The sequence below is a fragment of the Nocardia sp. NPDC003979 genome, from assembly GCF_053605015.1.
Map to the genome: position 1 here is coordinate 443,860 of NZ_JBSGIJ010000004.1, position 13,648 is coordinate 457,507.

12 protein-coding genes are annotated in these 13,648 nt (G+C 68.0%); 8 read left to right on the plus strand and 4 right to left on the minus strand.

Annotated features, from left to right (window positions below):
* Positions 1 to 15 precede the first annotated feature (15 nt).
* On the plus strand, positions 16 to 1,395 hold the full coding sequence (locus ACWEVR_RS11770; RefSeq protein WP_452466888.1) for a hypothetical protein: 1,380 nt from the start codon (positions 16 to 18) through the stop codon (positions 1,393 to 1,395).
* An 11-nt stretch (positions 1,396 to 1,406) separates the two neighbouring features.
* On the opposite strand, the gene ACWEVR_RS11775 is transcribed toward ACWEVR_RS11770, so the two are convergent.
* Complete coding sequence (locus ACWEVR_RS11775; protein WP_452466889.1) at positions 1,407 to 1,835, minus strand: DUF779 domain-containing protein; 429 nt, start codon at positions 1,833 to 1,835, stop codon at positions 1,407 to 1,409.
* A gap of 614 nt (positions 1,836 to 2,449) precedes the next feature.
* On the opposite strand from ACWEVR_RS11775, the gene ACWEVR_RS11780 reads away from it, so the two are divergent.
* From ACWEVR_RS11780 to ACWEVR_RS11810, 7 genes are read left to right on the plus strand one after another with little or no spacing between them, the layout of a single operon-like run.
* Complete coding sequence (locus tag ACWEVR_RS11780) at positions 2,450 to 3,499, plus strand: 3-oxoacyl-ACP synthase III family protein (protein ID WP_452466890.1); 1,050 nt, start codon at positions 2,450 to 2,452, stop codon at positions 3,497 to 3,499.
* Positions 3,500 to 3,507: 8 nt separating this feature from the next.
* Complete coding sequence (locus tag ACWEVR_RS11785) at positions 3,508 to 4,404, plus strand: hypothetical protein (RefSeq protein WP_452466891.1); 897 nt, start codon at positions 3,508 to 3,510, stop codon at positions 4,402 to 4,404.
* Positions 4,401 to 6,047 carry a fatty acid CoA ligase family protein gene (locus ACWEVR_RS11790; protein ID WP_452466892.1) on the plus strand — a complete coding sequence of 549 codons (1,647 nt, stop codon included), beginning with the start codon at positions 4,401 to 4,403 and terminating at the stop codon, positions 6,045 to 6,047. Before ACWEVR_RS11785 ends, ACWEVR_RS11790 begins: the two co-directional genes overlap by 4 nt.
* Positions 6,044 to 7,087 (plus strand): NAD-dependent epimerase/dehydratase family protein, encoded by a 1,044-nt coding sequence (locus ACWEVR_RS11795; protein ID WP_452466893.1) that lies wholly within the window; start codon positions 6,044 to 6,046, stop codon positions 7,085 to 7,087. Before ACWEVR_RS11790 ends, ACWEVR_RS11795 begins: the two co-directional genes overlap by 4 nt.
* Positions 7,088 to 7,133: 46 nt before the next feature.
* Entirely contained in the window at positions 7,134 to 8,300 is a 1,167-nt protein-coding gene (locus ACWEVR_RS11800) for a peptide synthetase (RefSeq protein ID WP_452466894.1), read from the plus strand.
* Positions 8,297 to 10,378 carry an MMPL family transporter gene (locus ACWEVR_RS11805; protein ID WP_452466895.1) on the plus strand — a complete coding sequence of 694 codons (2,082 nt, stop codon included), beginning with the start codon at positions 8,297 to 8,299 and terminating at the stop codon, positions 10,376 to 10,378. The genes ACWEVR_RS11800 and ACWEVR_RS11805 overlap by 4 nt, the downstream gene beginning before the upstream one ends.
* Complete coding sequence (locus ACWEVR_RS11810) at positions 10,371 to 10,517, plus strand: hypothetical protein (protein ID WP_166655799.1); 147 nt, start codon at positions 10,371 to 10,373, stop codon at positions 10,515 to 10,517. The genes ACWEVR_RS11805 and ACWEVR_RS11810 overlap by 8 nt, the downstream gene beginning before the upstream one ends.
* On the opposite strand, the gene ACWEVR_RS11815 is transcribed toward ACWEVR_RS11810, so the two are convergent.
* The 3 genes from ACWEVR_RS11815 to ACWEVR_RS11825 form a co-directional block, all read right to left on the minus strand.
* On the minus strand, positions 10,514 to 11,515 hold the full coding sequence (locus ACWEVR_RS11815) for an IS481 family transposase (protein WP_452466896.1): 1,002 nt from the start codon (positions 11,513 to 11,515) through the stop codon (positions 10,514 to 10,516). The two genes, ACWEVR_RS11810 and ACWEVR_RS11815, sit on opposite strands and share 4 nt — an antisense overlap.
* The gene (locus ACWEVR_RS11820; RefSeq protein ID WP_452466897.1) at positions 11,512 to 12,693 is read right to left on the minus strand and encodes a Cmx/CmrA family chloramphenicol efflux MFS transporter; all 1,182 of its coding nucleotides are present in this window, start codon (positions 12,691 to 12,693) and stop codon (positions 11,512 to 11,514) included. Before ACWEVR_RS11820 ends, ACWEVR_RS11815 begins: the two co-directional genes overlap by 4 nt.
* Positions 12,694 to 12,941: 248 nt before the next feature.
* Positions 12,942 to 13,634, minus strand: coding sequence for a hypothetical protein (locus ACWEVR_RS11825; RefSeq protein WP_452466898.1), 693 nt, complete (start codon positions 13,632 to 13,634; stop codon positions 12,942 to 12,944).
* Positions 13,635 to 13,648 lie beyond the last annotated feature (14 nt).

Consider the following 13,648-nt stretch of genomic DNA (forward strand, 5'->3'; position numbering starts at 1 on the left):
TCAGGAGATTTCCCGATGACCGTCACCTCGCCCGTCGTCCCGGTCGCCACCACCGGCCTCAACCGGATCACCGCCGACGACGATTTGTTCTTCAAACTCCACAGCCTCTACCCCAACGCCCTGGTCAACCAGCTGGCCTACCGATTCGACACCGCCGTCGGCCGGGAGTCGTTGCAGCGCTGGCACGCTCATCTGGCCACGGGTTTCATCGCCCGCCGCGTGCGCACCACCCGTTTCCCGATCGCGCGCGCCCACTGGGAACCCGCCACCGAGTCGCTACCGCTGCGATGGTCGGACACCCCGATCCCCGACGACGCCGTACTCGACTGGTTCCTCGAGCAGGCCGCGGTGGAATTCGACCCGGCCCGAGGGCTGGTGTGGCAACTGGCCGGTGCCCCGACCGAATCCGGTGGCACGGTGGTCACCCTCGTCGCCTCCCATGTCGCCTGCGACGGCGGCGGCATGATACACGCGATCGTCGACTCGCTCGACCGCCTCGGGCGCGGTGAGCAGCCCGACCGCGACGCGAGCGCGGGCAGACTGGTCGGGCCGGTCGCCGGGCGTGGCCGGTTGGCCGCCGACCTCGCCGACGCACGCGCCCAGCTGCGCGCGGTGACACGCGGTGTGCGCGCGGCGCGACGGGCGCGCGGCGTGAGCGAACCGGCCCGCAATCCGCGTCCGGCCCAGCCCCGGCTGCCGCATGCCGACACCTGGCAGGCCGCCGACGCGATCGTGCAGCTCGACCTGGCCGAGTGGGACGCCGTCGCCGCGGCGCACGGCGGCACAACCAACGGTCTGCTGATCGGCGTCGCCGTCGGTCTGCTCGGTCGCAGTGGCCGCATCGCCGACGGAGCCGAAGTGCGCGTGGACATTCCGCACTCGATGCGGGAGGCCGACGACCCCCGCGCCAACGCGACCACCGGCCTGCCGATCAGCGTCGCCTACCGCGCAGGCACCCGCACAGACCTGCCCGAGGTGCGCGCGTCGCTCAAGGCCGCCGCCCTCGCCTACCGGGATCCGGCGACGATTCCGCCGATCCAACACCTGCAGCCGGTGCAGATGCTGCTGCCGAAGGTGGTGCTGCACAAGTTCGCCCGCACCGCCAAGGCACCGGAATGCCTGTGCACCAACATGGGTCGCACCGCGCAGAACATCGCGGTGCTCGACGGTCATCGTGCCCGCGACGTGATCATGCGCCCGGTGGTGAATCCCGGCCCGGTGGAGTTGTTCCGCCAGGTGGAGGTCGGCGTGAACCTGGCGTTCTCCTGCGACGACGACACCGTCACCCTGGTGGTCACCGGTGCCGACCCGGACCGTTTCCCGAACCGGGCCGCGCTGCGCGAGCTGCTCACCGCCGAATTCGCCGATTGGTCGTTGACACCCCGCTTCTGGTGAGCCCGAAGGGTTCAGGAAGCCTCGTCGACCAGTTCCGCGGCTTCGGGCTTGCTGATCCGCAGCGTGAAGCGGAAACCGCAGTCGGATTCGAGCGAGCCGGATTGTCGTCCGGTTCGCACCGCACTGCGCACCTCGATGCCGACATCGAGGTCCTCGAATCCGGCGTAGAAGTCGCCCGCCATCCAGAACTCGGTGTGCGCGGCGGTGCGACCGGCCATGACATCGTCTGCGCTGGGACAGAATTCGGTGCGGCGCACGCAGATCGGGCTGCGGCCGTCGGTGCCGGGGGCCAGATAGAGGACAACCGGGCCGTGCATCTCGGTGAGCAGAGCGAGCACGTCACTCGCTTCGCCGGTGGCCTCGATCGCGCGATGACGGTGACTTCCCCAGTGGGCGTGGAGATCTCGGTCGCGGTGTACGGACCCGGCACGGTTACCCATGGTGCGCTCCTTGCATGTCTCGACGGTGTTCGGTGCACACTATCGGTGCGCGAGGTTGGTCCAACGTTGGTACGCCCCGAACCTTGCCGAACGACTGCCCTCACCTCCGGCCGCCCACCCGCGATTTCGCCGATTTCATCAGTGCATGCCCTTCTTCCGCGACCATTCCGCGCAGCGATATTCGGGCGATGTTCGCGAAACCAAATCGCCTCCGATGTTTTCGGCGCGAGAAACAACTTCCGAAACAACAGCGGCTCATTCCGTCACCCGCACCGACGTGAAGTCCCTCACGCCACACCTGCCAGTCCGGGTGCCCCTGATCGTGGGCTTCCACACCGCCCGATCGATAGCTGCAAACTTGCCGACGAGCACCTGCGCAGAGTCTCCGATGTCGAAAGATTGAGGAATATCGGCAGTCTCGGTGCATTTGCTGTGTAACTTCACCATTGCCACCGGCAGATGTCTGGATGGGATCCAGCCCGGATCGCGCCGCGAGCCAACCCTCCGCGACCGCCGACGCCGCCCCGCGAAACCCGGTTACTTTCCGGTAGTGTCCGCTCGCATCGGCCCCCACCACGGTCACCGGCGACCCTTTTCGACTGTCAGGAGTTTTCGTGTCGCATTCGCGTTTCGAATCCATCGGTGCGTATCTTCCGTCGAATATCGTCTCGACCGAGGAATTACTTTCCCGGCTCGCCACGCCGCCCGCTTTCGACCTCGAAAAGATCACCGGCATCAAGGAGCGCCGGTTCCGCGACACCCGGCCCGACAGCCTCGAGGACTCCTTCACGCTCGCCGTGAACGCGGCCCGCGACTGTCTCGAGCGCTCACGCTACGGGGCGGGCGAGCTCGAGGTGATCATCTCCTGCTCGATCACCCGCAGCAACGAGGGCACCCGCATGTACATGGAGCCCTCCTTCGCCTCGACCATCGCCAAAAAGCTCGGCGCCGAGCGGGCCATCACCTTCGACGTGTCCAATGCCTGCGCGGGCATGCTCACCGGCACCTACCTGCTCGACCGGATGATTCGGGCGGGCGTGGTACGCAACGGCATGGTGGTCAGCGGGGAGTCCATCACCCCGATCGCGGAGACCGCGGTCAACGAGATCTCCGAGAAGTACGACCTGCAGTTCGCGTCGCTCTCGGTCGGCGACTCCGGATGCGCGGTCGTGCTCGACCAGGCCGTCGACGATGCCGACAAGATCCACTACATCGAATTGCTCACGGCCGCAGAGCATTCCCACCTGTGCCTCGGCATGCCGAGCGACAAGTCCTCGGGTGTCGCGCTCTACACCGACAACCGCAAGATGCACAACGAGGCCAGGTTCCTGCTGTGGCCCGACGCCCAGGGCGAGTTCCTCGCCGCGCAGGACCGCACCTTCGCCGACGAGGAATTCGACTACATCATCCACCACCAGTTCGGCGCCGCGGCCGTTCCTGTCCTCAACGCGGTCGCCGCCCGCGAGTTCGGCGCGCCCATCCCGCCGGACCTCAACGTGATCGAGAAGTACGGAAACACCTCGACCACTTCGCATTTCATCGTGCTGCACGATCAGCTCGCCCAGGACGGCATCGAGGCAGGCGCGAAGGTTCTCATGGTCCCGGCCGCCTCCGGCGTCGTCGCGGGTTTCCTGTCCACCACCATCTCCTCCCTGAAGGTCTGAGGTTCGTCATGGGCGTGCGTATCCGAGCCACCGGTACCAGTCGGTCGACCGACACCCACAGCATCATCGAGCACAGCGGGCGCGCGGCCCGTAACTGCCTCGAACAGGCCGGAATCCGGCCCGACCAGGTCGGTGTGCTCATCAACACCGGCATCTTCCGCGATTCCAACACCGTGGAACCCGCCGTCGCCGCGATGATCCAGAAGGCCGCGGGGATCGGCCTGGACTACGGCAAGAACGACCCGCGCACCTTCTCCTTCGACCTGATGAACGGCGCGACCGGCGTGGTCAACGCGGTGCAGGTCGCGGGCGCCATCCTGGCGACGGGGACCGAGCACGTGCTGATCGTCGCGGGCGACACCCATCCCTCGCTCACTCGCTCGCGCGCCGACGCCGAATTCCCCTATGCCACAGCCGGTGCCGCGTTGCTGCTCGAGTACGTCGAGGGCGCGGAGGGCTTCGGACCCGTGCACACTGTCACCGCACCCGGCACGCCGGCCGGACAGGCCTACGTCGACACCGCGACGATGGGCACCGTCGGGCGCAGCCTCATGACGGTGGAACGCGAACCCGACTTCGAGGACCGGGTCATGGCGGTGGCGGCCGAGGCCGGTCGCGCGGCGCTGGTCGAGGCGCCGGACGCTCGGGTCGCGCTCATCGCCTCCACCCCGAGCGCGCACTTCCCCAAGCGCCTCGCCGACGCCCTCGGCCTGGACCAGAATGCCGTGCGCACACCGGATCTCACCGACGGCGACCCGCACACCGCCGCGCTGCCTCTGGCCTACGCGCGCGCCATCGAGGATGCCTCTCTCGGTGGGTTCACCCACATTCTGTTCGTCGGTGCCGGTGCCGGTCCGTCGGCCGCGGCCACCCTCTACCGGCTGCCCGAGGAGCACCTCGCGTGACCACCGCGACCTACTGGGCCACGATCGACCGCTTCCGCGAATTCGCCCGCACCGAACCCGATCGCCCGGCGGTGATCTACCCCGACGGCACCACCGCCGACGGCATGCCCGACTACCGGCGGGTCACCTACCGCGATCTCGACCGGTGGTCCGACGCCATCGCCGAACACCTGACGAGTTCCGGTGTCGGTAGCGGGACCCGCACCATCGTGCTGGTACTGCCGAGCCCGGAGCTGTACGCGATCCTGTTCGCGCTGTTGAAGATCGGCGCGGTGCCGGTGGTCATCGACCCGGGCATGGGGGTGCGGCGCATGGTGCACTGCCTGCGCGCGGTCGAGGCCGAGGCGTTCATCGGGATCCCGCAGGCACACGCGCTGCGGGTGCTGTTCCCGCGCAGCTTCCGCCGGGTGCGCACCACCCTGACCGTCGGACGCCGCTGGTTCTGGGGCGGACCCACCCTGCAATCGTGGGGCCGCACCCCGGCGGGTCTGCTGCCCGACCGTGCGCCCGCCGCCGAGGACGACCTGCTCATCATCGGTTTCACCACCGGAAGCACCGGCCCGGCCAAGGCGGTCGAACTCACCCACGGCAATCTCGCCGCCATGGTCGAGCAGGTGCACGCCGCCCGCGGGCACATGCCCCCGGAGTCCTCGCTGGTCACCCTGCCGCTGGTGGGCGTGCTCGACTTGCTGCTCGGTTCCCGGTGTGTGCTGCCGCCGCTGATTCCCAGCAAGGTCGGTTCCACCGATCCGGCGCACGTGGTCGACGCGATCACCAAATTCGGGGTGCGCACGATGTTCGCGTCACCGGCCGTGTTGATCCCGCTGCTCGCCCACCTGCGGGCGCATCCCGTCGAACTCGACTCCCTGGTCAGCATCTTCTCCGGAGGCGCGCCGGTGCCCGCGTGGTGCATCGCCGGGCTGCGCGAGGTCTTGCGCCCCGATGTCGAGATCTTCGCGGGCTACGGTTCCACCGAGGCGCTGCCGATGACGACGATCGAATCGCGGGAATTGCTCGACGGCCTGGTCGAACGGGCCGCGAACGGTGAGGGCACCTGCATCGGACGCCCCACCGACAATGTCGAGGTGCGCCTCGTCGCCGTCACGGACGCCCCGATCGCGAATCTCGCCGACGCCGAACCCGCCGGCCCGATCGGCGAGATCGTCGTCGCCGGACCGAATGTGAGCACCCGCTACTACTGGCCCGCCGAGGCCAACGCCCTCGGCAAGATCGCCGATGGTGACCGGGTCTGGCACCGCACCGGTGACCTGGGCTGGATCGACGAGCAGGGCCGCGTGTGGTTCTGCGGTCGCAAGAGTCAGCGGTTGAGCACCACCGCGGGGCCGATGTTCACCGTGCAGGTCGAGCAGGTGTTCAACGCGGTACGTGGTGTGTCGCGTACGGCGCTGGTCGGTGTCGGCCGACCCGGTGCGCACCGGCCGGTGCTGTGTGTAGAACTGGAGCCGGGTGCCGATGCGGTGGCCGTCGATATGCGCCTGCGCGACCGTGCCGCCGCGTTCGACACCGCCGCACCGATCACCGATTTCCTCATCCACCCCGGTTTCCCGGTCGACATCCGGCACAACGCCAAGATCGGCCGCGAAGAACTCGCCCGTTGGGCAACGAAGAAGCTGAACTCATGAAGATCCTCGTCACCGGCGCGTCCGGATTCCTCGGCGGCGCCATCGTGCGGGCCCTGGTGGCCGACGGCACGCACGACGTGTCGATCCTGGTGCGGCGCACCAGTGTGCTCGACGACCTCGGCACCGCCCGCGACGCCGTCACGATCGTCGAAGGCGACCTGACCGACGCCGACTCGCTGCGCCGCGCCGCCGACGGTGTGGACGCCGTCATCCACAGCGCGGCCCGCGTCGACGAACGCGGCACCCGAGCCCAGTTCTGGGTGGAGAACGTGCGCGCCACCGAACTGTTGCTCGACGCCGCCCGCCGCGGCGGTGCGCACCGGTTCGTGTTCATCTCCAGTCCGAGTGCCCTGATGGACCGTGACGGCGGCGACCAGATCGACGTCGACGAGTCGCTGCCCTATCCGCGCCGCTACCTCAACCACTACTCCGAGACGAAGGCGACGGCCGAACAGGCTGTGCTCGCCGCGAACACCGCCGGATTCAGCACCGTGGCCTTGCGTCCGCGCGCGATCTGGGGTGCCGGAGACCGGTCGGGCCCGATCGTGCGGCTGCTCGCCCGCACCGCCGACGGTGCCCTGCCCGACCTGTCGTACGGCCGGACGATCGAGGCGTCGCTGTGCCATGTGGACAATATCGTTCATGCCTGCCTGCTCGCGCTGAGCGCCCAGAACATCGGTGGCAAGGCGTATTTCATCGCCGATGCCGAGAAGACCGATGTGTGGGGGTTCCTCGGTGAGGTCGCTGAAGGGCTCGGCCTCCAGCGGCCGACGCGCAGGCCGAATCCGCGTGTCCTCGCCGCCGTTGTCGCGGCCATCGAGGCGGTGTGGCGGATTCCGGCCGTGGCGCGGCGCTGGTCGCCGCCGCTGTCGCGCTACGCCGTCGCCCTGATGACCCGCACCGCCACCTACGACACCGGCGCGGCCCGTGCCGACCTCGGTTACCGCCCGGTCGTCGACCGTGCCACCGGCCTGTCCACCTTCTCGGCCTGGCTCGACGACCAGGGCGGCATCGAGTCGCTCGCCGGGCACCTGCGGTAACACCCGAAAGGCAATCATGAACGGCGACACCGTCTTCCGTCGACCCGTGACGACCACCGAACGCATGTACTTCCCCATGCGCACCCTCGCCCCGCCCTTCCTCATGCAGCTCGTCGTGCCGGGTGAGGGCACGATCGACCCGCGGCGCTTGCGCCAGGCAGTTGCTGCGGCGGCGGACGTGACACCGGGCGCGCGGCTGCGCAGGCAGGGCGATACCTGGGTGGACAGCGGCATCGCCCCCGCGGTCCGGGTGGTGGACGACCACGAGTTCGGTTATCCCGCACTGGAATCCGATCCGGTACTGACCAGCGACATCGGGCCGACCCCGGATGCCACCGTCGAGGTGCTGCTGCTCACCGCGACCACACCGACCCTGGTATTTCGCGTGTTCCACGGCGTGATGGACGGTATGGGCATGGTGCTGTGGGCGACCAATGTGCTGCGCGCGCTGCGTGGCGCCGACCCTGTTCCGCAACCGGACCCGGTGGCCGATAAGCAACTCGTCGACCGGGTCGGTGCCCCGGGCAAGCCGACCCCGATGATTCCGCGCTACCGCAGCGCTGTGGGGCGCGGCAGGCAGCGGCGCGGCACCGCCCGGCATCTGCTGCGGCACCGGCGCGTACAGGCCGCCGGACCCGGTGCGCTGGCTCGTGTCTGCGCCCTGCTGGCCGCCGAGACCCCGGGAACTTCCCGGATCATGATGCCCGTCGACCTGCGCCGTCACGATCCGGCGCTGCGCTCGACCGCCAATCTCGCGCTGCCACTGTTCCTCGACATCGCACCGGGCCAGGACTGGGCGCAGGTCAAAGACGACATCAAAGCCGGGCTCGCGCAGCGGCGGGAACTGAATCAGCTGGCCAACACCCGCATCACCCTGGTCCCTGGCCCGGTCAATCGGGGAGTGCTGCGGACGACGAACTGGCTCGGCGCGCGGCTGGGCCGCAACCTGGCCTCGGCCACCGTCTCCCACATGGGCCGATTCACCTCCGACGACCTCGCGGTCCCCGATTTCCGGCCCACCGGCCTGTTCGTGCTCCCCCAGCACAGCGTCGCCATGCCGTTGCTGTTCGGCCTCACCGAATTCGACGGCCACACCGAGCTCACCGTGTCGGCCCGCAACGGTGCCGGGATCGAAGCACGGCTGGAAGCCCTGCTCGACCGGATCGTCGCGATGCTGGAAGCCGAACTACCCGTGGTGGATTCGGCGCGGTGACCACACTCGCCCGGTTCGTCACGGCCCGGCCGCGCACCGTCCTCGCCGTGGTCGTGGTATTCATCGGGTTGTGCGCCGCATACGGTGCGACGGTGACCGAACGCCTCAGTGCGGGCGGGTTCATCGACGGCGGCAGCGAATCCGCCCTGGTCGACCGCTTCGTCACCGAACAGCTCGGCCCGCAGAGCCCCGATGTGGTCGCGCTCTACACCGCACCCGAGGGACGAACGATCGACGAGATCGGCCCGCAGGTGCGCACCGCCGTCGACCGCATCGACCCGGCGCTACTCGCCCGGCCCGTGGAGAGTTACTGGTCGGCAGTGGTGCCGCGCAAGAACTTCCTGGTCTCCGAGGATCGCAGGCACGCGGTGGCCGTGGTGTACACCGCCGGTGACGACACCGCCCGCATCGCCGCCTATCCCGCTGTCGCCGAGACCCTGCGGGTGCCCGGTGTCGAAACCCGGCTGTCGGGCTACAGCGCGCTCAATGCCGAGATCATCGACCGGTCCCAGCGTGATCTCGTTGTGGCCGAGTCGATTTCGCTGCCGTTGACACTGCTGGTGCTGGTGCTGGTGTTCGGCGGCATCGCGGCGGGCGCATTGCCGGTGGTGGTCGGCATGCTCGCCGTCGGTGGTGCGCTCGGTGCCATCCGATTGCTGACCGAAGTCACCGAGGTCACCACTTTCGCGGTCAATATCGCGTCCCTCCTCGGGCTCGGTATGGCCATCGACTACGGGCTGTTCCTGGTGAACCGGTTCCGCGAGGAATACGGTGCGGGCGGGGATATCGGCGCCGCGGTCGGCCGGACGATGGCCAGTGCCGGTCGCACGGTCGCTGTGTCGGCGGCGCTGCTGATCTGCGCGTTCGCGGGCACCTTCGTCTTCCCGCAAGCCGTGCTCCGCTCGCTCGGTATCGGCGCGGTAGCGGCGGTCGCATTGGCGGCGGCCCTGTCGCTCACGGTGCTGCCGGCGTTGCTCGTGCTCTTCGGCGCCCGCATCGGGCGCGCGAAACCGACCACACGCACCGAGCACTTCTGGGGTCGGGTGGTCGACGCGGTGCTGCGCAGGCCGGGAACGGTGACGATCGCCGTCGGCGCGGTCCTGCTCATCCTCGCCGCACCGCTGGCCGGTATCCGTCTCGGCGAGATCGACCACCGCGCCTTGCCCGCCGACAGCCCCATGCGTCACACGGTCGAGGAGCTGACCGCACAATTCCCCGCGGCGGCGAGCGGGGCGACGGTGCTGCTGCGGGGTCTGGACGGCCCACCACAATCGGCAGCCGTGGCGGGCGCGACCGACGCGATCGGCGACGTCGCGGGTGTCGACGATGTCGTCCAGGTGGGACGCGACGACGACTTCGTCGTTCTGCACGCCTTCCTCACCCACGCCGACCGCAGTGAGGAGGCCACCGCCGCCGTCCGCGCTATCCGCGAGTTGCAAGCACCGGGCGCCACCACGGTCGCGGTGGGCGGTGACACCGCGGCCACCCTGGACAGTGTGGACGCGACGCTGGATCGGCTGCCGCTGATGATCGCCGTGATGGTGCTGGTCACGATGGTGCTGCTCACCGTGGCATTCCGCTCGGTGATCCTGCCGCTCAAAGCCGTGGCCATGGCGTTTCTCAGCTTGGCCGCCACTTTCGGGGTGCTCACCTGGATCTTCGTCGGCGGTCACGGTGCGAGCCTGCTCGGCATCAGTCACGGGCCGCTGCCGGCGGGCATGACGGTGCTCATCATCGCGGTGGTCTTCGGGTTGTCCACCGATTACGAGGTGTTCCTGCTGTCACGGATGGCCGAGGCGCACCGCGCGGGCGCGGACACGGCGACGGCGGTGCGCGTCGGGACCGTGCGGACGGCCCGGGTCATCACCGCCGCTGCCGTGTTGCTCGTGCTGGTCACCGGCGCGTTCGCGCTGTCACCGCTCTCGCCCATGCGCTTGCTGGGCATCGGCATGATCATCGCCCTGATCCTGGATGCCACCCTGGTGCGCATGCTGCTGGTTCCCGCCCTGGTCCAGCTCATGGGACCGGCGAACTGGTGGTTACCGCGACTATCGTGGAGACGTGGGCATCATGGGTGAAATGTTTCCTGGCAAGAAGCTGCAGCACGAAGGCAGCGGTGACAGCGACGGCCAGGCCCGCGAACCCCACCTCGATCTCGACCTCGACGCCGGTGTCGTCCGTCTGACGGCACCCGAGGCCGAGCCGACCGAGGACTAGCTGTATGAGGCCATGACGTTGCTGACTCGTGTCGGTGTCGCAGAGGCGGGCGGTTGCCCGAGGTGAGCGCCGTGGGGACGGTGATAGTTGTAGTGCCGGTTCCACACTTCGAGCGCGGCAGCGCGTTCGTCTTCTGAGCGCCAGGTGCGAGCGTAAAGAAACTCCTCGGCGAGGATCCGGTTGTAGCGCTCGACTTTGCCGTTGTGTCGGGGAGTGTATGGGGTGATGCGCTGGTGTCGGCTGTTCCCGACTGCGTCGCGGAAAGCCGCGGATCGGTAGCAGGAACCGTTGTCGGTCACGACACGCTCGATCCCGGCGATGCCGTGCTCGGCGAACCAAGCTCTTGCACGCCCGAGGAACGCGACTGCAGTGACGGCTTTCTCGTCCGGCAACGCTTCGGTGTACGCGAGTCGGGTGTGCCCGTCGATGGCCGAATGCAGGTAGACGTACCCAGTCTTAGTTCCTCGGGTCTTCTTACGTGCGACAGCTTTGGCTTTCTCGCTGCCTTTGCCGTGCACACGCCACCCGCCGCCATCAGGGATGCGACCGACCTTCTTAACGTCCAGGTGCACCATGTGGCCGGGACGTTTGGTGGTGATGCGTTGCGGTTCCCGGTTCATCTCGCCGTTGGGGTCAATAAACTTGCGCCGGTTCAGGCCCAGCTGTGCGAGGAGCCGGGTGATGGTGCGAAGACTGACCGGTGTTCCTGCTTGCTCGAGCTCGAATGCGATACGGGACGCTGGCCACTTATGTTCTCGTCGCATTGACTCGATCTGCTTCACAAGGCGGCCAGGCGTTGCAGATGGCTGCCGGATCGGCGACGACGAGCGGTCCAGTAGGCCGAACTTCCCGAATCGTCTGTATCTGTTGACCCATTTCGAGGCGGTCGCGCGGGAGATCCCCATTTCTGCGGCAACATGAGAAATAGGTCTAGTCCGACAGCGCGCGACGAGTCGACGACGACCTTCGACCGTCAGTGGCGAATTTGCGTGCGTCACTTGACCACCTCGCTCTCGACGGATGCAATCAGCCGAGTAAGCGGAACTGCGAGCAGCAGTGCCGCGGTGGTCGCGAGCACGGCTACCCAAACGGGTCCGAGCGCGCCCGGCATAACGCTGAGTGCGGCAGAGGCGAGCACGGGACCTGCGGCCGCGCCAACGTTGAGTGCCGCTGTCGCGTATGACCCCGCCATGGTGGGTGCACCCGCCGCGGCATAGAGCACTCGTGTGATCAGCGTGCTCCCGACGGCAAACCCCACCACACCCTGAGTGAATACGAGCCCGAGCAGGGCAACGGGGTTCGTTGCAAAGAGCGCCAGCGCGACCCACCCGAGTACCAGAACGCTGCCACCGCCCACGATGAGGCTCCCGGGTCGGGCATCCGAGAGTCGTCCCGCAACGGTGACGCCGATGAAGGAGCCGACGCCGAAGAGCACAAGAGCCACCGGTACCCACCACTGGCTCAGGCCGGCCGTGTCCGTAACGATCGGCGCGAGAAAGGTGAGCGTGGCGAAGGTGCCGGCATTCACCAGGGCGGCGAGCAGCATAGTTAGAACGAGGCGCGGGGAGGACAGCTGCGCCAGTTCCACGCGCAGCGAGGTCGAGGACGACTCCTCCTTTGACGGGTCGTCGGCGTCAGCGGTGAAGCCCACGGCAATGCCGATCGCAGCGGGGACGCAGAGAAGAGCGATCGCCCAGAACGTCGACTGCCAACCGAGTGCCGTCCCAAGCAGAGCACCTGCGGGGACGCCGGCGACGGTGGCGACGGTGGTACCCGCCAGCAGAATCGCCACGGCCCGACCCTTGGCATCGGGTGCTACGAGTCTCGTCGCCGCACCCAACGCGACCGCCAGAAAGCCTGCATTCACGATCGCCGCGATCACGCGCGTGATGAACAGAACAGTGAAATCCGGCGTGAGTGCCCCGACGACGTGGGATAGCGCGAATACGATCACGCAACCTAGGAGTGTCGCCTTCACGGGGAGGCGACGAGTGAGCGCGGCCATCGCCGGTGCACCGATCACCATCCCTGCGGCGAACGCCGATGTCAGGAGACCAGCGGTCCCCACGGAAACGCTGAAGTATGTGGAGATGTCGGGCACGAGGCCGGCGAGCATGAATTCGGAAGTACCCATGGCGAAGACCACCAGGGCAAGAAGATAGAGAGCGAAAGGCATCGAGATAGCTCCGAAGCGAGAGTACGAACAAGAGAACGTCTCGTCACCACGGTCAGCGCCCAAGGGACACCCGAATGACATGCTGCGCGTAGTGGGCAGCGAGGAGCTAGGGGGGTCAGCGGAGGTGAGGGGCTAACGGAGTGACCGAAAGCCCCTGAGTGTCCGATTCAGGGCTCGACATACGACTCATCGTAGCCGCCTGCGTCGCCACCCCCAAAGCACGTCAACAACCTCATGGCCAGCAACAACTAGCGCGGCGAACCGGCCAGCGCGGTCCCCGCACCGAGGCGTTCGAGCAGCGGATGCGGGTCGCGCGACAACTCGGCGGTCACCACTTCCGACCAGTCGTACCGACCGTTCTCGCACACCAACTCGACCAGCGACAACGACGAGACCGTGTCGTCGAGGGTGAAGTCGGCGAACCCGTCGGCGGCGAGCGCGTTCTCGATCTCGCCGACCGGCACCGGTGTCTTCGTGTAGGCCAGCGCCAGGTACGGGAGCAACGGCTCACCGAACTCGGGGACGCGCTCCCGGATCCAGACATCGGTCAACGCGCGAGTGAGGTCCTCACGGACACGCAGCAACTCCTCGGGCAACGCGATGGGTAATCGCACCCCGTCGGCGGCGACCACCGGCGGGCCGAAGGTGATGGGAAACGGCGCGTGCTCGGCGAGCAGGCCACGTGAACCCTCGACCAGACGGGCCAGATCGACGCCCTTCACCCCGTCGACGAAGCCCACGCCCTGCACTTCCACCCGCAGACGCGGCGCGTCGACTTGTTCGAGACCGGGCACCCGCGCCACAGTAGGGGCGAAGATCTCCACGAGCTTGTCGGCGACGGGCTGCGTCGGCATCACCTGCCAGTCGTAGAAGGAACGGCCCGGGGTCCACCCCGGCCGCCACCACCAGCGACTCGCCGTCGTCATCGCGCTCATGTCCATGTCTCGCACCTCCG